Source organism: Dermacoccus sp. GAS27A, from assembly GCF_044909235.1.
Classification (GTDB): Bacteria; Actinomycetota; Actinomycetes; order Actinomycetales; family Dermatophilaceae; genus Dermacoccus; species Dermacoccus nishinomiyaensis.
Genome location: NZ_JBIYDW010000004.1, coordinates 232902 through 255128, shown reverse-complemented (window position 1 = coordinate 255128; position 22227 = coordinate 232902). Strand labels below are relative to the sequence as shown.

At 69.6% G+C, this 22227-nt stretch carries 21 protein-coding genes, 1 tRNA gene and 1 riboswitch; of the genes, 7 read left to right on the top strand and 15 right to left on the bottom strand.

Translation table 11 applies throughout. The features are described from left to right. The first annotated feature begins 18 nt into the window (after positions 1-18). Both ABH936_RS06260 and thiC read left to right on the top strand, forming a co-directional pair. Positions 19-729, top strand: coding sequence for a CE1759 family FMN reductase (locus ABH936_RS06260; protein WP_404602858.1), 711 nt, complete (start codon positions 19-21; stop codon positions 727-729). A 93-nt stretch (positions 730-822) separates the two neighbouring features. Beyond that, positions 823-937: riboswitch (TPP riboswitch) on the top strand. A gap of 89 nt (positions 938-1026) precedes the next feature. Further along, complete coding sequence (gene thiC, locus ABH936_RS06255) at positions 1027-2847, top strand: phosphomethylpyrimidine synthase ThiC (protein WP_404602857.1); 1821 nt, start codon at positions 1027-1029, stop codon at positions 2845-2847. A 161-nt stretch (positions 2848-3008) separates the two neighbouring features. Here thiC and ABH936_RS06250 read toward each other — a convergent pair whose 3' ends face one another. Both ABH936_RS06250 and metH read right to left on the bottom strand, forming a co-directional pair. Further along, entirely contained in the window at positions 3009-3761 is a 753-nt protein-coding gene (locus tag ABH936_RS06250) for an HAD family hydrolase (RefSeq protein ID WP_404602856.1), read from the bottom strand. 3 nt (positions 3762-3764) lie between these two features. Further along, the gene (gene metH, locus ABH936_RS06245) at positions 3765-7457 is read right to left on the bottom strand and encodes a methionine synthase (RefSeq protein WP_404602874.1); all 3693 of its coding nucleotides are present in this window, start codon (positions 7455-7457) and stop codon (positions 3765-3767) included. A gap of 259 nt (positions 7458-7716) precedes the next feature. Between metH and ABH936_RS06240 the strand changes: the two genes are divergently transcribed. Both ABH936_RS06240 and ABH936_RS06235 read left to right on the top strand, forming a co-directional pair. Further along, positions 7717-8595: a proteasome assembly chaperone family protein gene (locus tag ABH936_RS06240; RefSeq protein WP_404602855.1), complete on the top strand. Its 879-nt coding sequence runs from the start codon at positions 7717-7719 to the stop codon at positions 8593-8595. A 21-nt stretch (positions 8596-8616) separates the two neighbouring features. Then, positions 8617-8928, top strand: a complete 312-nt coding sequence (locus tag ABH936_RS06235) for a hypothetical protein (RefSeq protein WP_404602854.1) — start codon at positions 8617-8619, stop codon at positions 8926-8928. Between the two features lie 109 nt (positions 8929-9037). On the opposite strand, the gene ABH936_RS06230 is transcribed toward ABH936_RS06235, so the two are convergent. The 6 genes from ABH936_RS06230 to ABH936_RS06205 all read right to left on the bottom strand — a co-directional run bounded on the left by ABH936_RS06230 (position 9038) and on the right by ABH936_RS06205 (position 13610). Beyond that, complete coding sequence (locus tag ABH936_RS06230) at positions 9038-9454, bottom strand: hypothetical protein (protein ID WP_404602853.1); 417 nt, start codon at positions 9452-9454, stop codon at positions 9038-9040. Positions 9455-9624: 170 nt separating this feature from the next. Then, entirely contained in the window at positions 9625-10206 is a 582-nt protein-coding gene (locus ABH936_RS06225; RefSeq protein WP_404602852.1) for a hypothetical protein, read from the bottom strand. Next, entirely contained in the window at positions 10203-11465 is a 1263-nt protein-coding gene (mshC, locus tag ABH936_RS06220) for a cysteine--1-D-myo-inosityl 2-amino-2-deoxy-alpha-D-glucopyranoside ligase (protein WP_404602851.1), read from the bottom strand. Before mshC ends, ABH936_RS06225 begins: the two co-directional genes overlap by 4 nt. A gap of 69 nt (positions 11466-11534) precedes the next feature. Continuing rightward, positions 11535-12356 carry an SCO1664 family protein gene (locus tag ABH936_RS06215; RefSeq protein WP_404602850.1) on the bottom strand — a complete coding sequence of 274 codons (822 nt, stop codon included), beginning with the start codon at positions 12354-12356 and terminating at the stop codon, positions 11535-11537. Then, on the bottom strand, positions 12353-12880 hold the full coding sequence (locus ABH936_RS06210; protein ID WP_404602849.1) for a DUF3090 family protein: 528 nt from the start codon (positions 12878-12880) through the stop codon (positions 12353-12355). Before ABH936_RS06210 ends, ABH936_RS06215 begins: the two co-directional genes overlap by 4 nt. Before the next feature lie 10 nt (positions 12881-12890). Next, positions 12891-13610, bottom strand: coding sequence for an MSMEG_4193 family putative phosphomutase (locus ABH936_RS06205; RefSeq protein ID WP_404602848.1), 720 nt, complete (start codon positions 13608-13610; stop codon positions 12891-12893). Between the two features lie 79 nt (positions 13611-13689). Between ABH936_RS06205 and ABH936_RS06200 the strand changes: the two genes are divergently transcribed. Next, positions 13690-14694 carry a magnesium and cobalt transport protein CorA gene (locus ABH936_RS06200; RefSeq protein ID WP_404602847.1) on the top strand — a complete coding sequence of 335 codons (1005 nt, stop codon included), beginning with the start codon at positions 13690-13692 and terminating at the stop codon, positions 14692-14694. A 2-nt stretch (positions 14695-14696) separates the two neighbouring features. Continuing rightward, positions 14697-15656 (top strand): aldo/keto reductase, encoded by a 960-nt coding sequence (locus ABH936_RS06195; protein WP_404602846.1) that lies wholly within the window; start codon positions 14697-14699, stop codon positions 15654-15656. 71 nt (positions 15657-15727) lie between these two features. Here the strand turns inward: ABH936_RS06195 and ABH936_RS06190 are convergent, their stop codons facing one another. Next, complete coding sequence (locus ABH936_RS06190; RefSeq protein ID WP_404602845.1) at positions 15728-16072, bottom strand: primosomal protein; 345 nt, start codon at positions 16070-16072, stop codon at positions 15728-15730. Positions 16073-16109: 37 nt separating this feature from the next. On the opposite strand from ABH936_RS06190, the gene ABH936_RS06185 reads away from it, so the two are divergent. Continuing rightward, positions 16110-16310 carry a DUF5703 family protein gene (locus ABH936_RS06185; protein WP_038568187.1) on the top strand — a complete coding sequence of 67 codons (201 nt, stop codon included), beginning with the start codon at positions 16110-16112 and terminating at the stop codon, positions 16308-16310. Here the strand turns inward: ABH936_RS06185 and ABH936_RS06180 are convergent, their stop codons facing one another. The 6 genes from ABH936_RS06180 to ABH936_RS06155 form a co-directional block, all read right to left on the bottom strand. Beyond that, on the bottom strand, positions 16311-17636 hold the full coding sequence (locus tag ABH936_RS06180; RefSeq protein WP_404602844.1) for a M20/M25/M40 family metallo-hydrolase: 1326 nt from the start codon (positions 17634-17636) through the stop codon (positions 16311-16313). A 79-nt stretch (positions 17637-17715) separates the two neighbouring features. Then, positions 17716-17800 (bottom strand) — tRNA-Leu (locus ABH936_RS06175). 85 nt (positions 17801-17885) lie between these two features. After that, on the bottom strand, positions 17886-19142 hold the full coding sequence (locus ABH936_RS06170; protein ID WP_038568192.1) for an SPFH domain-containing protein: 1257 nt from the start codon (positions 19140-19142) through the stop codon (positions 17886-17888). A gap of 61 nt (positions 19143-19203) precedes the next feature. Further along, positions 19204-19653, bottom strand: a complete 450-nt coding sequence (locus ABH936_RS06165; protein ID WP_038568195.1) for an NfeD family protein — start codon at positions 19651-19653, stop codon at positions 19204-19206. 89 nt (positions 19654-19742) lie between these two features. Next, entirely contained in the window at positions 19743-21173 is a 1431-nt protein-coding gene (locus tag ABH936_RS06160) for a DNA polymerase IV (protein ID WP_404602843.1), read from the bottom strand. Further along, positions 21170-22216 (bottom strand): glucose 1-dehydrogenase, encoded by a 1047-nt coding sequence (locus ABH936_RS06155; RefSeq protein ID WP_006945434.1) that lies wholly within the window; start codon positions 22214-22216, stop codon positions 21170-21172. The genes ABH936_RS06160 and ABH936_RS06155 overlap by 4 nt, the downstream gene beginning before the upstream one ends. Between the last annotated feature and the right edge of the window lie 11 nt (positions 22217-22227).

Sequence of the window (22227 nt, the reverse complement as noted above, 5' to 3'; positions counted from 1 at the left end):
GAGACGAAGGAGAACACGATGACGAACTGGACGGCACGCCTCGCCGTGATCAGCGGCGGGCTGAGTGAGGAATCGTCGACGCATCGTCTCGCCCAGCTGCTGAGCGACGCGGTTGTCGAGAGTGCGCGGGAGCAGGGCGGCGAGGTCGTCGTCGAGCGGATCGACCTGCGGGCGCTGGCGCACGACATCACGACGGCGTCGTTGACGGGGTTCGCTCCCCCGGCGCTCGCGGACGCCTACGAGGTACTGGGCGCGGCCGACGCCGTGGTCGCGGTGACGCCGACGTACAAGGCGAGCTTCACGGGCTTGTTCAAGTCGTTCTGGGACGCGACTGCAGGCGGCGTGCTGAGCGGCGTGCCCGTCATCGTCGGCGCGACGGGCGGCTCCGCCCGACACTCACTGGTGACGGACACCGCCTTGCGACCGCTGTTCGCGTACATGAAGGCGCTCGTCATGCCGACGGCCGTCTACGCCGCGCCCGACGACTGGGCCGGGCGAAGCCTGGAAGCGCGTGCGAGCGAGGCTGCCGATGAGTTGACGCAGCAGCTAGAGCGCATGCTCGGCGGAGCAGACATGGTGGTGAACGGCGATTCTGACGCGCGCGTGTCCAAGGATGGGGAAGCGCCGAGAACATCGTCGAACTCGGTTCGTACGCTTGCCGAGACGCGAAATCGGGCGCGTGATCCGTTCGTCGCGGTGCCGACGATGGAAGAGATGTTGCGCCGCTGAGCACGAGTCGTGACCGGAGGGGTCCGTCAGGTTCGTCACAAACCTGACGGACCCCTTCGTCACGTTCGTCTGCGGGGATGTGCCATAGTCGGAAGTGTCCTTCGTGGGAGTCCTGAGAACAGGGCTGAGAGGGAGCTGATACTGCTCCGACCGCTACCCGACCTGACCCGGATCATGCCGGCGCAGGCAGCCAAGGAGACCTCATGGTCGCTCATCCTCCGTTCGGTGCCGACGTTCGTCGACGCCTGCTGCGTGGGGTCTTGCCGTGCCTTCGTCCGATCCGAAGGAGGCACCAACATGACGACGCTCGACTCGACCACTCCGTCCGTCACAACGCCCGATACCCGGGCTGACGGCGCCGCCGCGCGCCGCAAGCAGTACCGCGACGCGGACGGCCTGCGCGTGCCCTACACCGAGGTCATCCTCGACAACTCCCCCGGCACCGGCGCGGCCAACGCTCCCGTCGAGCTGTACGACACCTCCGGCCCGGGCAGTGACCCCGAGGTCGGGCTGCCGCCGTTGCGCGCCGAGTGGATCGCCGAGCGCGACGACGTCGAGACGTACGCCGGCCGAGAGCGCACCCTGCTCGACGACGGCCGCTCGGCCGTCCGACGCGGTGAGGCGAGCCACGAGTGGCGCGGCGAACGTCGCGCACCGCTGCGCTCCAAGGACGGTGCCGTCGTCACCCAGATGCACTACGCCCGCAAGGGATTGATCACCCCCGAGATGCGATTCGTCGCGGCGCGCGAGAACTGCGCCGTCGAACTCGTGCGCGACGAGGTCGCCGCCGGACGCGCGATCATCCCCGCCAACGTCAACCACCCGGAGAGCGAGCCGATGATCATCGGGCGTCGCTTCCTCGTCAAGGTCAACGCGAACATCGGAAACTCGGCCGTGACGTCGTCGATCGCCGAGGAGGTCGACAAGCTGACGTGGGCGACGACGTGGGGCGCCGACACCGTCATGGACCTGTCGACCGGTGACGACATCCACACGACGCGCGAGTGGATCATCCGCAACTCCCCCGTCCCGATCGGCACCGTGCCGATCTACCAGGCCCTCGAGAAGGTCAACGGTGAGGCCGACAAGCTGACGTGGGAGATCTTCCGCGACACCGTCATCGAGCAGTGCGAGCAGGGCGTCGACTACATGACGATCCACGCCGGCGTGCTGCTGCGCTACGTGCCGATGACGGCCGAGCGCATCACGGGCATCGTCAGCCGCGGCGGCTCGATCATGGCCGGCTGGTGTCTCGCGCACCACGAGGAGAACTTCCTCTACACCCACTTCGACGAGCTGTGCGAGATCTTCGCCCGCTACGACGTCGCCTTTTCCCTCGGTGACGGCCTGCGCCCCGGCTGCACTGCCGACGCCAACGACGAGGCGCAGCTTTCCGAGCTGCGCACCCTCGCCGAGCTGACGAAGCGGGCATGGCAGTTCGACGTCCAGGTCATGGTCGAGGGCCCCGGGCACGTGCCGCTCGACCTCGTCGAGGAGAACGTGCGCCTGCAGCAGGAGTGGTGTGACGGCGCGCCGTTCTACACGCTCGGCCCGCTCGTCACCGACGTCGCACCCGGCTACGACCACATCACTTCCGCAATCGGCGCGACGACGATCGCGATGGGTGGCACCGCGATGCTGTGCTACGTCACGCCGAAGGAGCACCTCGGGCTGCCGAACCGTGATGACGTCAAGACCGGCGTCATCACGTACAAGCTCGCGGCGCACGCCGCCGACGTAGCGAAGCGCCACCCCGGCGCGCGGGCGTGGGATGACGCGTTGAGCAAGGCGCGCTTCGAGTTCCGTTGGAACGACCAGTTCAACCTGTCGCTCGACCCCGACACCGCGCGCGAGTTCCACGACGAATCGCTGCCCGCAGAGGCGGCGAAGACGGCACACTTCTGCTCGATGTGCGGGCCGAAGTTCTGCTCGATGCGCATCAGCCAGGACGTGCGCGACCGCTTCGGTGACGCCGGCGCCCAGCAGCGCGTCGTCAGCGAGCGCGAGGCCCGTGAGGGCATGCAGCAGATGTCGAAGACGTTCGTCGAGCTCGGACGCAGCGTCTACGTCGAACCCGACACCGCCCACGCCTTGGCAACCCCCACGCCCCAGGACTGACGGGTTCGCATCGGTGGGGGGTGGAGCAACTCGACTCCGCCCCTCACCGACTCTTGTCTCCGCCCCATCTGCTATCTACGTCCACATTCGCGAACGGCGTACCCATCTGCGCTTTTCGGTCACATTCGCTTGTGCCACGGCCTGCCGGGCCGGCTCGAGCGTCAGCCCGTCGCGCGAGCTTGCTCCGCCAGACGCGGCAGGTCGTCGAGGCTGACGGCGGCGAGGTCGGGGACGACGACGAGGCCGTCGAGCTGCGGAATCTCGACGAGGTGCGGCACGGCGAGCGTGGGGACGCCGGCCGCGACGGCCGAGCGCACGCCCGTCGCGGAATCCTCGATCGCGACGCACTCATCCGGGCGCAGGCCCAGCTCGGCCGCGGCCCGCACGTACGCCTCCGGGTCCGGCTTGCCCGCACTCACCATGTCACCGGTGACGACGACCTCGAACGTCCCGGCCGGCAACGCGTCGACGAGCACCCGCGCGAACGACTCGTACGACATCGTGACGAGCGCGCACGGCATCCCCGCCTCGTGGGCGGCGAGCAGCAGCTCTTGCGCTCCGGGGCGCCACGGCACGTGCTGCTTCAGCTTCTCGATGACCTGCTCGAGCAGGACGTCGACGATCTCGTCCGGTGTCAGCGGAATACCCGTCTGATCCTTGATCATCTGCCCCGTGACGGGCAGCGCGTTGCCGACGAGCTGGAACGCCTGCTTCTCGCTCCACGACGCCCCGTACGACTCGATGAGGCCGCGCTCGGCCTCCATCCAGTACGGCTCGGTGTCGATGACGGTGCCGTCCATGTCCCACAGGATCGCGCGGGGGGCATGCGAACCATGCGCCGCGCGCGTGGACGTCGATGAGTCGGGCGCGTCGAGGCGGGCGTCGAGATGGTTCAGGTGCGGCGTCGGGTTCACGCGTCAGTCCTCCGGGTCGTATCCGAGGTTGGGGGCCAGGTGGCGCTCGGCCTCGGCCATCGACCATCCCTTGCGCTCAGCGTAGTCGGCGACCTGATCGCGTCCGATCCGCCCGACGACGAAGTATTGCGCCTGCGGGTGCGCGAAGTACCACCCGCTCACGGACGCGCCGGGCCACATCGCCCGCGACTCGGTCAGTTCGACCCCGATCGACGCGGTCACGTCGAGCAGCTCGAACAGCGTGTCCTTCTCGGTGTGCTCGGGGCACGCCGGGTAGCCGGGCGCGGGACGGATGCCCTGGTAGCGCTCCTGGATGAGTTCGTCGTTCGTGAGCTTCTCCCCCGCCTCGTAACCCCAGAACTCGCGGCGCACACGCTCGTGCAGCCGCTCCGCGAACGCCTCCGCGAGACGGTCGGCGAGGGCCTCCAGCAGGATCGCCGAGTAGTCGTCGAGCCCCTCCTTGTAGGCCTTGATCCGCCCCGGCAGCTCCGTGCCAGCGGTGACGGCGAACGCGCCGACCCAGTCGTCGGCCGCACCCGTAGGGGCGACGAAGTCGGCGAGCGAGCGGTTCGGCACGCCGTCACGGTGCGTGCCCTGCTGACGCAGGTGGTGCAGGCGCGCCACCTCGGACGAACGCGACGCGTCGCCGAACAGTACGGTGTCGTCACCGTCGGCCTGCGCCGGCCAGAACCCGATGACACCCGCCGGGTGCAGCCAGCCCTCGTCACTGATGCGGTCGAGCATCGTCTGCGCGTCGTCGTACAGCTTGCGCGCCGCCTCGCCCTGCGCGGGGTTGCTCAGGATGTCGGGGAAGCGCCCCTTCATCTCCCAGGCGGCGAAGAACGGCTGCCAGTCGATGTACTCACGCAGCTCGCTCACCGGGTAGTCGGTGAACACCTTCGTCACGGGGGCGCCGTCGACGGCGAGCGCCGGGACGTCGGGCACGCCTGCAGACCAGTCGATCTCGGTGACGTTGGCGCGCGCCTCGTCGAGCGTCAGCAGCGGACGCTCGTCGCGCTTGGCCGCGTGTCGGGCGCGCAACGCGTCGTAGTCGGCGACGACGTCGGCAAGCAGAGCCTCGCGCCGTTTCCCCGTCGACAACAGCGCAGCGACGACCGGCACCGAGCGCGAGGCGTCCTTCACCCACACGACGGGCTCGTCGTAGCGTCCGTCGATCTTGACGGCCGTGTGCGCACGCGACGTCGTCGCGCCGCCGATGAGCAGCGGCTGCGTGAACCCCTGGCGCTGCATCTCGGACGCGAGGTGCACCATCTCGTCGAGCGACGGCGTGATGAGGCCCGACAACCCGATGATGTCGGCGTCGTGCTCGCGCGCGGCGTCGAGGATCTTCTGCGGCGCGACCATGACGCCGAGGTCGATCACCTCGTAGTTGTTGCACTGCAGCACGACGCCGACGATGTTCTTGCCGATGTCGTGCACGTCGCCCTTGACGGTGGCAAGCACGACGGTGCCGTTCGTCTGCTTGCTCGTGACGCCGCTGGCTTCCTTCTCCGCCTCGATGAACGGGATGAGGTAGGCGACGGCCTTCTTCATGACGCGTGCCGACTTCACGACCTGCGGCAGGAACATCTTGCCGGCGCCGAACAGGTCCCCGACGACGCCCATGCCGTCCATGAGCGGGCCTTCGATCACCTCGAGCGGACGCTTGCCTTCGGCCTCCAGCTCGGCGCGCATCTGCTCGGTGTCGCCTTCGACATGGTCGTCGATGCCCTTGACGAGCGCATGCGTGATGCGTTCGCGCACCGGCAGTTCGCGCCACTGTTCCGTCTTCGCCTCCGCCTGCTCACCGCTCGAGTTGTACCGTTCGGCGGCCTCGAGCAGCCGTTCCGTGGCGTCGGCGCGGCGGTTGAGGACGGCGTCCTCGATCAGCTCGCGCAGTTCGGGGTCGATCTCGTCGTAGACGACGAGCGCGCCGGCGTTGACGATGCCCATGTCCATGCCCGCGGCGACCGCGTGGTAGAGGAAGACGGCGTGGATCGCCTCGCGCACCGGGTTGTTGCCGCGGAAGCTGAACGACACGTTCGACACGCCACCGCTGACGAGGGCGCCGGGCAGGTTCGCCTTGATCCACCGCGTGCCCTCGATGAAGTCGACGCCGTAGTTCGCGTGCTCCTCGATACCCGTGCCGATCGCGAAGATGTTCGGGTCGAAGATGATGTCCTCGGCCGGGAAGTCGACGTCGGGGCCGGTGAGGATGTCGTAGGCCCGCTTCGTGATCGTCTTGCGCCGCTCGAGGGTGTCGGCCTGGCCGTCCTCGTCGAACGCCATGACGACGATCGCCGCGCCGTAGCGCTTGCACAGCCGGGCGTGCTCGATGAACGGTTCGACGCCCTCCTTCATCGAGATCGAGTTGACGATCGACTTGCCCTGGATGCACTTCAGCCCGGCCTCGATGACCTCCCACTTCGAGGAGTCGACCATGACCGGGACGCGGCAGATGTCGGGTTCCGAGGCGATGAGCTTGCAGAAGCGATCCATCGCGGCGACGCCGTCGATCATGCCCTCGTCCATGTTGACGTCGATGATCTGCGCGCCGTTCTCGACCTGCTGACGGGCGACGGACAGCGCCGTCGCGTAGTCGCCGTCCTTGATGAGCTTGCGGAAGCGCGCCGAACCGGTGATGTTCGTGCGCTCACCGACGTTGACGAACAGCGAATTCTCGTCGACGGTGAACGGCTCGAGCCCGGACAGGCGCAGGGCGGGCGCGACGTCGGGCACGCTGCGCGGGGCCGTGGCGGCGACCGCGTCGGCGATCGCCCCGATGTGATCGGGCGAGGTGCCGCAGCATCCGCCGACGAGGTTGACGAGGCCGTCGCCCGCGAATGCGGCGACGGTCTGCGTCATCGCCTCGGGTGTCTCGTCGTACTCGCCGAACGCGTTGGGCAGGCCGGCGTTCGGGTAGCAGGAGACGAAACAGTCGGCGATGCGCGAGAGGTCGGCGACGTAGGGGCGCATCTCGTCGGCGCCGAGCGCGCAGTTGAGTCCGACGGCGAGGGGGCGCGCGTGACGCACCGAGTTCCAGAACGCCTCGCCCGTCTGCCCCGACAGGGTGCGGCCGGAGGCGTCGGTGATCGTGCCGGAGATGATGACGGGCCAGCGCCGCCCGCGTTCCTCGAACAGCTGCTCCAGCGCGAAGATCGCCGCCTTCGCGTTGAGCGTGTCAAAGATCGTTTCGATGAGCATGAGGTCGACGCCGCCGTCGGCCAGGCCGCGGGCCTGCTCGAGGTAGGCGCCGACGAGGTCGTCGAAGCTGACGTTGCGCGCGCCCGGGTCGTTGACGTCCGGTGAGATCGACGCCGTACGGTTCGTCGGGCCGATCGCGCCGGCCACGAACCTCGGACGCGCCCCGGTGGTCACCGAATCGGCAGCAGTGCGAGCGAGTTTCGCGGATTCGACGTTGAGTTCGTACGCGAGCTCGGACATGTCGTAATCCGCCAACGAGATGCGCTGTGCGTTGAACGTGTTCGTCTCGACGATGTCCGCGCCGGCCTCGAGGTACTCGCGGTGGATGCCCTCGATGATGTCGGGTTGCGTCAGCGACAGCAGGTCGTTGTTGCCCTTGAGGTCGCTCGGCCAGTCGGCGAATCGCTCACCGCGGTAGTCGTGCTCACTCAACCCGTGCCGCTGGATCATCGTGCCCATCGCGCCGTCCATGACGAGGATTCGCTCACGCATGAGCGCGGCCAGCTCCTCGCTGCGATCCCCGCCTGCGTCGCGGCGGGCGTCGTGGTCGGTCGTGGTCGGGTCGGTTGCCTTGGAGCGGATGCTCACGTGACGTCCCTTCGAGGGCGGGTGGATGTCGCGCCATGCTATCGAGCGACGTCGCCCCGCCTTGGAGCGCGCACGCCGTTGGCCGCATACTGGAATGTCAGGCCCTCGCCGCATCGTCGCCGCGCGCCCGATCCACTCTCAGACCTGCAGAAGGAGACACGCTGTGCGTCGTCACTTCGACCTCACCACGTCGACCCCACCGACCGTCCTCGTCGCCTTCCAGGGCTGGAACGACGTCACCGGCGCCGCGTTCGACGCGATGGATCACCTCGTCAAGGCCACCGGCGCGCGCCTGTGGGCCGACGTCGACCCGGAGGACTACTACGACTTCCAGGTCAACCAGCCGCGCATCGACGTCGTCGACGGCGAGCGCCGCGTCATCTGGCGCACGACGGAGATCTTCCACACGCGACTCGACGCCGTGGGCGACGTGCTCATCGTCAAGGGCATCGAGCCGTCGTTCCGGTGGAAGGCGTTTCTCGCCGAACTGCTCGACGCCATCCACGCGAGCGAGCCGGCGCGCGTCGTCGTGTGCGGTGCGCTCGGTGGGGACACGCCGCACACGCGGCCACTGCCCGTCACGCTGACGTCGCCGCAGCCGGCGACGCGTGAGGCGTATGACGCGAAGACGCCGACGTACGTCGGCCCGGCGGGCATCGTCGGCATTCTCATCGACGCGCTCGGGCGCTCGGAGGTGACGACGATCGCGCAGTGGGTCGTCATGCCGCAGTACGCACTGGGCAGCCCGCAGCCGAAGGTGACGTGGACGATGGTGCAGGGGTTGTCGAAACTGCTCGACGTCGCGCTGCCCGAGGGCGATCTCGAGGAGCAGGCGCGGGCCTGGGAGCGTGGCGTCAGCGAACTCGTCGCGCAGGACGGCGACATGACCTCCTACGTCGACACGCTCGAGCACTCGATGGACGTCACCGAACTGCCAGAGGCCTCCGGTGACGCCATCGCCGAACAGTTCGAGCAGTTCCTGCGCCGGCGGGACGGCGACAGCCGCCGCGGGGAGCAGGGCCCTGGGGGCGACACGGTCTGACGGGCCGTCGGAACGGCTGGCGTGAGCGGCATGGTCGTGCCATGTTTCTCGCGACGACGGCAGCAGGGGTCCTCGTCGGAACAATCGTGCCGGTGTTGGCGCATGAGCCCGTGCACATATCGCGCGCTGACGGCGGCGCTGGGTGCCGCTGAGGGGCTGGACGAGATCGGCTTCGACGCCACGCGCGAGCGGGACCTGAGCCGCGTCATGCGTCAACGGGCCGCCACCGGTAGCCCCGCGACACGCTCGGCCGCGCTGATTCACCGCGTCGAAGGCCTGCGTGAGGTCGGAGGGGTCTTCGAGACCTATCGACAGGCGCAGCATCGACTGTGACGGCTTCGCCTCTACCGCGACGGGTCGGTGCGTCAGGGCCGCCGGGTGCTGGATGGGGGTGTCGACTCCCCGAGCGAGACGGCGTGCACGATGAGGCGGCAGGCCGACGTCACGGCGGCGGACGCGTCGAAACCGCCGGCCATGCTGAACGCGCGCGCCGCCGGTCGACACGGCCGCGCTGCGCGTCGAACGCGCCATCAGCGAACGCCTGACGTTCACCTCGTTCGTCGGCTCCCCCGCCGCCGACCTCGCGCCGCACTGGGACGCCCTCGCCGCTCAGATGGCCTACGACGAACCGCTCGGCGGCCTCACCCGCCCCGGCAAGCGTGACGGCGACGCCCGCCGCCGCGAGGACGAGCGCCACGTCGAGGGGGGACCTTCTCGTGCGCACCCTCGCCTGGCTCGACGGCCGGCCGGCCGGGCACGCGCAGATCCTGCTGGCGAGCGACGCCCCGCAGATCGCGTTGCAGGACGACACGCTCGTCGACCGTTCCTGCCGTGATGCGGGCGTCGCGCGGGCGCTCAAGGTCGTCAATCTCGAGCACCTGCAGTCACTTCCGCAGGCAAGCGCGACGCAATGGGTCCAGACCTACTGCGCCGAGACGAACACCACCATCCTCGCGCTCAACGCCGCGCTGGGCTTTCGGTGCGTCCACGTCATGACCGCGCTCGAAGGGCGCCAAGAGGCAGCTGCGCTCAGGCGTACCGGATCCGGTCGAGCAGCATGGCGAGCGGCTCGGGCACCTCGTCGGCGCCGATCGCCGCGGCGAGCACAGCGGCCGCGTTCTCCTTGCGACCGGACGCGGCGCGCGCGAACCGGCGCAGCTGATCCGCGAGCGGTTCGTCGGCCCACGCGGCCTGCGTGCGCAGCGCATCGAACTTGCTGCCGAGACCCGCGCCCACGATGGCGGCCTTCGCGCGCTCGGCGCCGAGCGCGCGGATCAGTTCCCCCTCGAGGTCGGGTTCGCAGACGAAGAAGCCATAGACGGGCAGGTCGCTCGCGTCGAGCACGGGCAGCCCGTCGTCGGCGAGCGCCTTCTCGGCCGCGCGGGTGTCGGCGGCGTCGCAGAGCCCGACGACGTCGGCGTCGGATCGGATCTGCCGGATCTCGCCGAGGACACGGCCGACGTTCGTCGCGCCCTGCAGGTTGACGAGTTCGACGTTCGGGCTCGCGAGCCCGTCACGCTCCATGAGGGCCGCGACGGCTGCGACGTCGCTCGGGCCTTCGAGCAGGACGAACATCGTCGCGGCGCTGGCCGTGCTGATCGTCGTGGTCACAGCTTGACCCCGAGCAGAGCGTCGACGACGTCGCGGATCTGCTGCGCGGAGCCGACGGCTTCTTCGCCCTCGGCTGCACACCAGGCGTCGATCGCGGCGAGCGCGGCGGGCGTGTCGAGGTCGCTGCGCAGGGCGCGGCGGACCGCTTCGATCGTGGGCGTCGCGTCGACGCCATCCGCCTCGATGGCGCGTCGCCACGTCGCGAGGCGCTCCTTCGCGGCGTCGAGCAGCGCGTCGGTGTACTCCCAGTCGGTGCGGTAGTGCTTATCGAGCAGGACGAGCCGGATCGCCATCGGGTCGACGCCCTCGCGGCGCAGCACGGACACCTTGACGAGGTTGCCCTTGCTCTTGCTCATCTTCTCGCCGTCGTAGCCGACCATGCCCTGGTGGGCGTAGTGGTGCGCGAACGGCGGCTGCCCCGTCAGCGCGTTGGCCTGCACGGCGCTCATCTCGTGGTGCGGGAAGATGAGATCGGTGCCGCCGCCCTGCAGCGTGAAACCATTGCCGAGGTGCTCGAGCGCGATCGACGTGCACTCGATGTGCCAGCCAGGCCGGCCGCGTCCGACGCCGGGGCCGCCGTCCCACGCCGGCTCTCCCCCACGCTCGGCGCGCCACAGCAGCGGGTCGAAGACGTCGCGCTTGCCCTCACGCTCGGGGTCGCCGCCGCGGTCGGCGAACACGGCCATCATCTGCTCACGGTCCCAGTGTGAGACCGAACCGAACGTCGGCTGCTGCGCGAGGTCGAGGTAGACGTCCTTCGCGCCGGCAGCGGAGTTCTCGGCGGCGGGTACGTCGACGGTGTAGGCGAGACCGCGCTCGAGCAGCCGGGCGACGTTGGTCGAATGCAAGGTCATCGACTCGACGACGCCGACGTAGTGCTGCGGCGGGATGACGCCGAGGGCCTCCATGTCGCCGTGGAACAGTTCGATCTCGCTCGTCGCGAGCTCACGCCAGTCGACGCCGTCGCGGGCGGCCCGCTCGAGCAGTGGGTCGTCGACGTCGGTGACGTTCTGCACGTAGGTGACCTGCGCGCCCGCGTCGATCATGACGCGCTGGGCGATGTCGAAGGAGACGTAGGTGGCCGCGTGGCCGAGGTGCGTCGCGTCGTACGGCGTGATGCCGCAGACATACAGCCCGGCCTGCTCGCCGAGGTCGATCGGGACGATCTCTCCGGCTGCCGTGTCGAAGAGGCGGACGTCGATGTCGGCTCCAGCCGGGGAGGCGACGGGGTTGAGCGCAGGGCGAGACCAGGATTTCACCGCCTCAGCCTAACGGGTACGACCGACGCCTCCCCGGCGGACGCGTCACGGCGAGGCCCTCGTGGGCTCTCACAGCGGCGGCCACGGCAGCGGGTAGCGATCGAGCGGCGGCTCTGGAAACACGCCGGCGGTGCGCAGCGCCGCCACGCGCTCGAAGAACGCCTCGACCTCGTCATCGTCGAGCTGTGCGCTGAGCTGCGCGCCGAGCCCGTCTCGCGCGGCCAGGAGCGCCGCGAGGGACGCGTCGTGCGCCGCACTCAACGGTTCACCGGCGAAGCCCCACAGGACGGTGCGCAGCTTGTCGTCGACGTGGAACGTCAGGCCATGATCGATGGCGTAGAGCTGCATGTCTCCCCCGCCCGCTGTGTCCTCGACGAGGTGAGAACCCTTGCGGTCGGCGTTGTTCGTCAGCACGTCGAGCAGCGCGACGTCGCGTAGTGGGTCACCGTCGTGGTGGGCGAGCACGAGGGGGCCCTCGTCGGTGTCGAACGCGGCGATCGCGTGCACGTCGTCAGTCAGCTCGTCCTCGTCGAGCAACGCCACCTGGTGCTGCTCGGCAGGTTCGAGCGGGCCGACCCAACGCTGCAGGGATCCCTCGCCGAGCTGCGGGTCGACGTGCCACGTCGTCTCCGGCACGCAACGCAGGCCGGCCGCGGCGGCGGCGAGGTAGGTCGCGACCTCGCGGTGCGCGAGCGTCCCCGATCGGAAGTCGCGCAACGGTTGTTCACCACGCACGGGTTTGAACACGGCGCGCTCCCCCGTCGCCGTCATCAACCGCACGACGACGTTGGAGGCGTCGACGAGGCGACCCTCGATCCGCCACTCGAGCTCGCTCAGTCCGGGCGCGCCGAGCTCGAGCGGCCGGGAGGTGACGTCGCGCGTCTCGCTCACCGGCGTCGGTACCCGTTCGCGCGGGGGCAGACGTGGCCGCGGGGGTCGAGCGGTTCGTTGCACAGTGGGCAGGGACGGCGGCCCTGCGCGACGAGCGCGAGCGAACGACGCGTGAACTCGCGCGCGGCGGGCGGGTCGAGCACGACGCGCAGGCCCGTGATGGCGGTGATCGCGGCGCCCTCATCGTCCTCGTCCACCTCGGCGTCGAGGTCGTGGCACTCGAGCGCGAAGACGCGCTGCATCGGATTCCAGCTGACGCTCATGCTGCCGACGCGGAACAGCGGGTCGACGGGCAGTTCGAGCGGGTCGTTGTCGGGTGCGGCGGCCGGCTCGTCGCGGTCGGCGCCGACCTCGTCGAGCAGCTCTTCGAGGCGCTCCGCGAGCAGGGCCACCTGCTGCTTCTCGATGGCGACGCCCTCGACGCGGCGCGCGTCACGCACCTGCAGGTAGAACTCGCGAGAGCCCGGCTCACCGACGGTGCCCGCCACGAAGCGCGCGGGCTGGTTGAACTCGACTACAGACATGTCCGTGAGCCTACTGCGTCGCGCCGGTGGCGCCACCGACGGTGGATTCGGCGCTCGTCGAGCGCGCCAGACCGACGGCCTCGCCGAGGCCACCGGAGGTCACGTTCATCGCGAGGACGAAGGGGCGATCGCCGACGAAGCGGATGACGCTCATCGACGCGGGCGCGAGGACGATGCGCTGGAAGTCGTCGAGGTGCTGACCGAGCGCGTCCGACAGCATCGACTTGATGACGTCCCCGTGGCTGACGACGACGCCGACGCCCGAGCCGCCCTGCTCGTCGCTGCTGCGTTCGTCCAGCTCGCGCGCGAGGGCGCGCACGGCGTCGACGGCGCGTCGCTGCATGGCGAGCATCGACTCGTGCTCGAACTGCGGGCTCGGCGGGAACGTCACCTGCGACGGGTGTTCCTGCACCTGCTTCCACAGCTCCTCGCCGGCGAGGTCGCTGAGCTTGCGCCCCGTCCAGGCGCCGTAGCGGCACTCGCCGACGGCGTCGTCGGTCTCGACGGCGACGCCGCTCGCCGCGCGCAGGGCGTCCGCAGTCTCCTGGCAGCGCACGAGCGGCGAGGCGACGATGCGCTCAGGCGTGCAGCAGGCGGTGATCGCCGCGGCGGCGGCGTCGGCCTGGGTGCGCCCCAGCTCGTCGAGATGGACGTCGGGGCTCCAACCGGCGAGGACGCCGGAGGCGTTGGCGCTCGTGCGCCCGTGCCGCAGCAGGATGATGGTGGCCACGACACCAGGTTACCGGCCCGGCCGTCCGTGACCCGTGTCGCGCCACGGCGCGGGTAGCGCGGTAGCGCAGAATACGACGGTGATCATCGACCAGGCCGTCTATCGCGGCGGCAAGCGCATCGACTGCGGCGACCTGCGCGCCGAGCTCGCCGATCTGCGCGAGCACGACGACGGCTTCCTGTGGGTCGGGTTGAAGGATCCGACGGCCGACGAGTTCTCCATCATCGCCACGGAGTTCGGCCTGCACCCCCTCGCGGTCGAGGACGCTCTCGCCGGTGGGCAACGCCCCAAGTTCGAGGTCTACGACGGCATGGCGTTCCTCGTCATGCGCACGTTGCGCTACATCGAGGCGACGTCCGACGTCGAGACCGGCGAACTCATGGTGTTCGTCGGCGACCGCTTCGTCGTCACCGTCAGGCGCGGTGAGCCGACGCCGCTGGAGACGGTGCGCGCCGCGTTGGAGCACGACCCGAGGCTGCTGGAGAAGGGCCCCGTCGCGGTCATCTACTCGGTCATGGACGCGGTCGTCGACAAGTACCTCGCCATCGACGAGGAGCTGAGCGACGACGTCCTCGCGATCGAGCATCAGGTGTTCACGCCGAGCGTGACGACGGACGTCAGCGACATCTACGAACTGAAGCGCGAACTGCTCGAGGCGCGGTGGGCTGCGCAGCCGCTCATCGAGCCGACGCGGCGCCTCGTCGCGTCGTCGTTCGTCGACGAGGGGTTCGCGCCGTTCTTCCGTGACGTGCTCGATCACCTGCAACTCGTCAGCGAGCACATCGAGACCTACGATCGGTTGCTGTCGGACGTGCTGTCGGCGTACCTGTCGCAGGTCGGCGTGCAGCAGAACAACGACATGCGCAAGATTTCGGCGTGGGTCGCCATCGCGACGGTGCCGACGATGCTCGCCGGCATCTACGGCACGAACTTCCACTCGGTGCCGGAGCTGGAGGCGTCCGTGCACTTCGGCGGCCGCGACGGCGGGTACGAGTTCTACTACGGGTACTACCTGATGATCGCCGTGCTCGCGACGATCGGCGTGCTGCTGTGGCGCGCGTTCAAGAAGTCTGGATGGTTGTGATGGTGGTTCGCCGCATCGGTGACGCGGCGCGGGTGCCGACGCGCGTGCTCAACGGCAGCGGGACGCGTGTTAGCGCGTTCGTGCTCGGCGTGTCCGGGTGGGCCCGCGGCGTGACGGCGGAGAGCGCGCAGGAGATGGCGAGCACCTACCTCGCTGCCGGCGGGCACACGTTCGAGACGAACGACGTCGACGCGGGCGCCGCCGAGGTGCGGCTGCGTGAGGCCCTCGAGGGCCGCCGGCGTGAGGAGTACCAGCTCATCGCGCGCAACGGCCGTCACGGAGCGCTCCCCTTCGCCCCGGGCCCGAACACGTCCAGAGCCGGCCTCATGGCCGCGCTCGATGCGACTCTGGAGCGTCTCGGCACGGAACATGTCGACCTGTGGCTCGTCGAGGGTGACGACGGCGTCACCCCGAGCCTCGAGGTCGCCTCGGCACTCGAGTGGGCCGTCACGACGGGCCGCGCGAGCGACGTCGGCCTGAGCGACGTGCCCGCCTGGCGCGCGGTCGACGTCAGTCACCTGCTCGCGGCGCGCGGTGTCCACCTCGTCGCGCACGCCGTGGAACATCACCTGCTGCGCGCCGACGCCACGGACGTCGTCGAGGCCGCCGCGGCGCGCGGCTACGGCGTCATCGCGGGCGCCGGGCTCGCGCGCGGCGTGCTGACGGGCAAGTACCGCCACGGCACGCCGGCCGATTCGCGTCGCGCCTCCGGCGATCTCGTGGCGAGCGGAGCCTCGCGTGAGACGACGCGCGCCGTCGTCGAATCACTCGCGACGGCGGCCGACGGCCTCGGCGTCCACCCCGCCGAACTCGCCCTCGCCTGGTCTTTGCACGCGCCCGGCATCGACGCCGTCGTCGCGGGGTCTCGCACCGCGGCTCAACTGCGTGTCGCGCTGCGCGCCGGCGAGCTGAGCGTGCCGCGCGAGATCGTCGTGGCGCTCGACGAGGTCGCCGGCGCCTGACGGCGGGCGGCGTCAGTTGTCAGAACGCTCGGCCCCCGTGGCCGAGCGTTCGGCCCAATGGGGCGTTCGCCTCAGTTGCGACCGCGCGCAGAGCGGTGCTTGTCGTCGCCGCTCGTCTCGTCGTCAGCGTCGTCGAGGTCGTCGTCTTCTTCGTCCTCGTCGTCGAAGTCGTCATCGAAATCGTCGTCGTCGAAGTCGTCGTCATCGAAATCGTCGTCGTCGAGCAGGACGAGCGGCGTCATCTCGTTGAACGCGTTGAGCAGCGCGTCGTCGTAGGTCTCGAACGCGTCGGCCAGGGCGTCGGATGCCGCGATGACGGCGGGGTCGTCGTCACCGCGACGCGCTGAGCACGCCTCGAGGTGACGTTCGAAAGCGAGTGTGAGGGCTTCGAGGGCAGCGCGCGGGTCGGCGTTCATGTGGAAAACGCTACCCCGATCGCGCAAGAATGTGCAGATGGCCGAGTACGAATACCGCACGCTCACGTTCGCACGTGACGCGAGCCGCAGCGACATCCGCCAGAGCCTCACCGACGAGGCCGAGTACGGGCACTGGGAGCTGGCCCGCACCCGCATCTACCTCGGTGGGGTCCGCCGCATCTGGTTGCGGCGCCGCATCATCCGCATGCGCCCGCAGGACAACGGCGGCTGGCTCTGATCAGCAGTCGGTGAGCAGACGCGCGAGCACCCGCTGCCCGAACTCGAGGCTTTCGACGGGCACACGTTCGTCGATGCCGTGGAACATCGGCGCGAAGAGCAGATCGGACGGCAGGCGCAACGGTGTGAAGCCGTAGCCGTTGATGCCGAGCTGCTTGAGCGCCTTGTTGTCGGTGCCCGCCGACAGGCAGTAGGGCAGGATCTCGCAGCCCGGGTCCTCGGTGCGCAGCGCGTCCTTCATCCGTTCTACGAGGTGGCCTTCGAACGGCGCGTCGAGCGCGATGTCGCGATGCAGCGTCTCGATCGTCACGTGCTCGCCGGCGAGTTCGCCGATGGCGTCCATCAGCTCGTCCTCGTGCCCGGGCAGGAAGCGGCAGTCGACGTTGACCGACGCCGTCTGCGGGATGACGTTGTGCTTGTAGCCGGCGTCGAGCATCGTCGGGTTCGACACGTTCGCGAGTGCCCCCTCGACGAAGTTGCGCGCGCCGGGGATGTGCGCGAGCAGCGCGTCCGTGTCCTCGTCGGTGTAGGTCGTGCCCGTGATGTCGGCGAGACCGTCAAGCAGCTGGCGGACGCTCGCGACGTACTGGCGCGGCCAGACATGGGCGTCGATGCGGCCGATCGCCGCGGCGAGGCGCGCGATGGCGTTCTCGTCGTTGGGGACGCTGCCGTGGCCGGCGCGGCCGTGGGCGGTGAGGCGGATCCAACGGATGCCCTTCTCCCCCGTCTGCAGCAGGTAGGCGCGCTGGTCGCCGCCGCCCTTCTTCGGCACGGTGACGGAGTAGCCGCCGACCTCGCTGATCGCCTCGGTGGCGCCCTCGAACAGTTCGGGACGGTGGTCGACGGCCCAGTGCGAACCCTTGACGCCGCCGGCCTCCTCATCGGCGAAGAACGCGACGACGAGGTCGCGCGGCGGAGTGACGCCGCGGCGGGCGCAGTCGCGGACGGTCGCGAGGATCATCGCGTCCATGTCCTTCATGTCGACGGCGCCGCGGCCCCAGACGCAGCCGTCCTCGACGTCGGCGGCGAACGGGTCGTGCGACCAGTCGGCGGCGTCGGCGGGCACGACGTCGAGGTGGCCGTGGACGACGAGCGCACCGCGTTCGCGGTCGGCCCCCGGGATGCGGACGACGACGTTCGCGCGCCCCGGCTCGCTCTCGAACAGTTCGGGTTCGAGGCCGACCTCCTGCAGCTGGCCCACGACGTACTCGGCCGCTTCGCGTTCGCCGGGGCCCTCGGTGCCCGGGCCGTAGTTGCTCGTGTCGATGCGGATCAGATCGCGGCAGATGCGCAGGACGTCGGATTCGGCGGAGGTCTGAGAAGCCATGGCTCCACCTTTTCATTCCTGCGTGGGCAGCGCGCAAGAAAGCCCCGGTGATATCTCACCGTGGCTTTCTCGTGAAGTGTGTCCGAGGGGGGACTTGAACCCCCACGTCCGATAAAGGACACTAGCACCTCAAGCTAGCGCGTCTGCCATTCCGCCACCCGGACAGGTGGTGTTTTCCGGCCGCTTTCGCGCCCTTCCAACGAGGAAGAACATTACCAGGCGTTCGCTGGGAGTGCACATCGGCTCGGCTCAGGCGTGGCCCGTCGGCTGCTCGCCGTCCTGCTCGGGCCGGTGCGGCAGACGGATCTGACGCTGCGGCTGCTGTCGGGCCTCGCGCGGAGCGTCGAACGGCTCGGGCTGCAGACCGGCGTCGGGCTCGCCGGCGGGCGTCGCCTGCGCGCCGAGCGGCGCCTGCGGCATCGCCGATGCGCCGAGGGCGGGCACACCGTCGTCAGCGCCGGCAGGGCGCTGCGGGCGGGACGTCGAATCCTCCGCCTCGTTCGTGGCCTGGTCGACCTGGCCACGCGCGTTGGCGAGCGCGACCTGAGGGTCCTCGAGCTTCGTGTCGGCGAACGCGTTGTCGTCGTTCGTGCCGGGGTCGACCCATTCGTCGTCGTCGTTGTCGCCCGGACGCCCGGCGTCGCCGCCGAGAGCGCTCGAGATGCCGCGCAGCGCGTCGGTGACCTCCGAGGGGATGACCCACATCTTGTTTGAATCGCCCTGCGCCAGCTGCGGCAGCGTCTGCAGGTACTGGTAGGCGAGCAGACGCTGCGTCGGCTTGCCGCGGTGGATGGCGTCGAACACCTGCTGGATGGCGCGCGCCTCACCCTGGGCCTTGAGGACGGCGGCCTGCGCCTCACCCTCGGCGCGCAGGATCTGGCTCTGCTTCTCACCCTCGGCCGTGAGGATCTGGCTCTGCTTGAAACCCTCGGCGTTCAGGATGGCGGCGCGACGGTCACGCTCGGCGCGCATCTGCTTCTCCATCGAATCCTGCACCGACGCCGGCGGGTCGATCGCCTTGAGCTCCACACGATTGACGCGGATGCCCCAGCGGCCCGTCGCCTCGTCGAGCACGCCGCGCAGCTGCCCGTTGATCTGGTCACGCGAGGTGAGCGTCTGCTCGAGGTCGAGCGAACCGATGACGTTGCGCAGCGTCGTCACCGTCAGCTGCTCGATACCCTGGATGAAGTTCTCGATCTCGTAGACGGCTGACTTCGGATCCGTCACCGAGTAGTAGATGACGGTGTCGATGCTGACGACGAGGTTGTCGCTCGTGATGACGGGCTGCGGCGGGAACGTGACGACCTGCTCACGCAGATCGATGTTCGCGCGCACCCGGTCGATGAACGGCACGAGGATGTGCAGACCGTCCGTCAGCGTGCGGTTGTACGAGCCGAGACGCTCGACGATCTGAGCCGTCTGCTGCGGCACGATGCGGATCGTGCGCATGACGACGACGACCGCGAACACCAGCAGCAGGATGACGACGATGAGTCCTGGGGACATGTTCCCTCCCTGTGGCCGGGCGAACCCGGCGTGATGCGCGGACGCTGGCGGGAGTGCTCGCTCAGCGCCGCTCGGTGGTTGTGGGGTCGACGAGCAGAGTCGCGCCCTGCAGGTCGATGACGTGGACGGGCGAACCGAGGGGGAGCGTCATGCGCACGTCGGTGCGCGCGCTCCACAGGTCGCCGTGCACCTTGACGAGGCCCTGCGACTCGGAGACCGGCTCGACGACGAACCCCGTCTGACCGACGACCGAACGCGGCCCGATGTCGGTGTTGTCGCGCGTCGGGCGCAGACGGCGGCGCAGCATCGGGCGCAGCGTGAACAACAACCCGACGGCGACGGCGACCGCGATCGGCGCACTGATGACGAAGTCCGCACCGAAGTACGACGCTATCGCGCCCGCGAGCGCGCCGAGCGCGAGCATGATGAACACGAAGTCGACCGTGACAGCCTCGACGGCGGCCATCGCGAGGGCGACGCCCAGCCACATCAGCCATGCACTGTTGTTCATGCTCGGTCCAGCTCCCCGCTTCGACGACTTCGTACCTGCAATCTACGTGGAACGCTCGTCCGGTTCGACCCGAGAACCTAACGATTACCTCACGGTGACGCGGCAGCGGCGTCGTCCCAGGCCGGCGGTTCGCCGGGCGTCAGCGCCGGATCGTCCACGGCGAAGGTACGCACGGGACCCTTCGGGGTGAGCGGGCCCTCGAACCGGACGGTGACGCGGCCACGCCCTGAACCCCACACCCAACCCGCGCCGAACTCGTCGTGATGCACGTCCATGCCGGGACGCCACGACGGCGTCGTGCCGGGGCTGAAACGCGTCGTCAACTCCTGAGGCAGGGTTGACGGCGCCTCGTCGGCGTCGCGGTCGGCGTCGTCGCTGCTGGGGGTGGCGGCTGTCGACGACTCACCGACGGCCTCGGGAAAGGCCGGCGTGTCGACGGGAGCCTCGAGTTCGAACAGCCCCGACTGCGCGTGCGTGACGAAACCGCTGACGCCCACACCGATGAGACGCACACCCTGCGCGAGGTCGAGTCCGTCGAGCAGGCGCTGAGCCGTGCGGGCGATGACGTCGGCGTCACGGCTCGGGGTCGGTGATGTCGAGCTGCGCGTCAACGAACTGAAGTCAGGAAGGCGCACCTTGAGGTGCACGGTGCGCCCGAAGACTCCGGCCTTCTCGCAGCGAGCGGAGACGGCCTGCGCGATGCGCTCGATCTCGCGGCGCAGCACGGCGCGATCGTGGACGTCGCGTTCGAACGTCTCCTCGTGCGAGACGCTCTTCGCCTCGCGGGTGAGGGTGAGGTTCCGATCGTCGCGGGCGCGCGCCAGTTCGTGGAGGGAATGCCCGTGACGCTCACCGAAGATGCTGACGAGATCGACGTGCGTCATCGCGCGCAGCTGTTCGACCGTCTCGACACCGAAGGTGCGCAGCCGCGCCGCAGTCGCCGGGCCGACGCCGCTGATCGCGCGCACCGACATCGGCGCGAGGAACTCGAGCTCGCTGCCCGGTTCGACGACGGTGATGCCCGCCGGCTTGTTCAGGTCGGAGCCGATCTTCGCGAGCATCTTCGACGACGCCGCCCCCGCGCTGACGCTCAAACCGCCCGTTGCGTCGGCGACGTCACGGCGCAGGGTCTCGAGCACCTCGCGCACGTGCGCGGTGCTCGAGACCTCGAGGTCGGCGCCGCGCAGGTCGACGTACGCCTCATCGATCGAGACCTGCTCGACGAGCGGCGACAGCTCGCGCAGCACGGCCATGACGGCGAGCGACGACGCGCGGTACGCCTCGAACCGTGGCGAGAGGAACGCCGTGCCGGCCGGGCAGATGGCCCGTGCCTCGGCGGTGCTCATCGCACTGCGGGCGCCGAACGCTCGCGCCTCGTACGACGCCGTCGAGACGACGCCGCGCAGGCCGGTGCCACCGACGATGACGGGGCGTCCACGTAGGCTCGGCTTGTCGCGCTGCTCGACCGAGGCGAAGAACGCGTCGAGGTCGACGTGGACGATGCTGGCGTCGTCTCTCACACCAGGTCGATGACCACCTTGACGTCGCCGTCGCGGCGCTCGAAGGCCTCGGCGAACTTTTCGAGCGGCACGCGTCGCGTGATGAGTCGCTCCAGCCAGGCGTTGTCGGCCTTCGCGAGCACCTCGGCCGCGCCCTGGTAGTGACGCAGGTTCGCGTTGACCGAGCCGACGACGACTCCGTTGTCGAGCACGAGGTCGCGGTTGATGTGGCCCAGGTCGACCTCTTGCTCCTTCGGCGCGGAGATGCCCGTCAGGCACACGATGCCGTAGGGCACGTTGTTGGCGAGCACGCCCGAGATGACGGGCACCGCGCCGGTGGCCTCGATGACGACGTCGGGGGCGATCTGCTGCATCTGTTCCACGACGTCGCCCGTGACGTAGGTGGCGCCGAGGTCGCGCACGAGCTCGGGCTTGAGACCGTCGGTGGGCCGGTCGAGGACGTAGACGTCGAGGCCCTTCTGGGCGCCGATGAGCGCGCCGAGCAGACCGATCGGCCCGGCACCGGTGACGAGCACCTTCTTCGGCGCGAACGTCGCGCGGGCGCCGATGCGCTCGACCTGCTCCCAGGCCTTCGTCACGACGGTCGTCGGCTCGAGCAGCACGCCGACCTTCTCCAGCGACGGGTCGAGCTTGACGGCGTGGTCGGCGGGGATGCTCCAGCGCTGCGAACCGAACCCGTGGATCTGCTTGATGCCGTGCTCGGTGTACTCGCCGTTGCGGCACATGTCCCACTCCCCCGCGGCGCACGCGACGCACGGCACGGTGTCGGGCATGCGGACGATGCCGACGACGAGGTCGCCCTCGGCGAAGTCGGAGCCCTCGGGAGCCTGCAGGACGCGCCCGAGCGACTCGTGGCCGAGGACGAGGCGCTCGGCGCCCTCGGGCGCCCAGCCGTAGGCACCGTCGGCGATCTCGTGGTCGGTGCCGCACACGCCGAGGGCGATGCCCTCGACGAGCAGGTCGCCGGGCCCGGGCGTCGGGTCGGGCATGTCGGTGACGGCGAGGGAATCCTTGCTCAGGGGCAGGACGGTGAGTGCGCGCATGACTCCAACTC

What these genes read in the sequence shown, in the direction of transcription:
- ABH936_RS06170 (WP_038568192.1), bottom strand. Translation starts at nt 19,142, where the DNA reads ATGTCCCCAGGACTCATCGTCGTCATCCTGCTGCTGGTGTTCGCGGTC.
- ABH936_RS06180 (WP_404602844.1), bottom strand. Translation starts at nt 17,636, where the DNA reads ATGGCTTCTCAGACCTCCGCCGAATCCGACGTCCTGCGCATCTGCCGC.
- ABH936_RS06190 (WP_404602845.1), bottom strand. Translation starts at nt 16,072, where the DNA reads ATGAACGCCGACCCGCGCGCTGCCCTCGAAGCCCTCACACTCGCTTTC.
- ABH936_RS06210 (WP_404602849.1), bottom strand. Translation starts at nt 12,880, where the DNA reads ATGTCTGTAGTCGAGTTCAACCAGCCCGCGCGCTTCGTGGCGGGCACC.
- ABH936_RS06155 (WP_006945434.1), bottom strand. Translation starts at nt 22,216, where the DNA reads ATGCGCGCACTCACCGTCCTGCCCCTGAGCAAGGATTCCCTCGCCGTC.
- ABH936_RS06185 (WP_038568187.1), top strand. Translation starts at nt 16,110, where the DNA reads ATGGCCGAGTACGAATACCGCACGCTCACGTTCGCACGTGACGCGAGC.
- metH (WP_404602874.1), bottom strand. Translation starts at nt 7,457, where the DNA reads ATGCGTGAGCGAATCCTCGTCATGGACGGCGCGATGGGCACGATGATC.
- ABH936_RS06165 (WP_038568195.1), bottom strand. Translation starts at nt 19,653, where the DNA reads ATGAACAACAGTGCATGGCTGATGTGGCTGGGCGTCGCCCTCGCGATG.
- thiC (WP_404602857.1), top strand. Translation starts at nt 1,027, where the DNA reads ATGACGACGCTCGACTCGACCACTCCGTCCGTCACAACGCCCGATACC.
- ABH936_RS06260 (WP_404602858.1), top strand. Translation starts at nt 19, where the DNA reads ATGACGAACTGGACGGCACGCCTCGCCGTGATCAGCGGCGGGCTGAGT.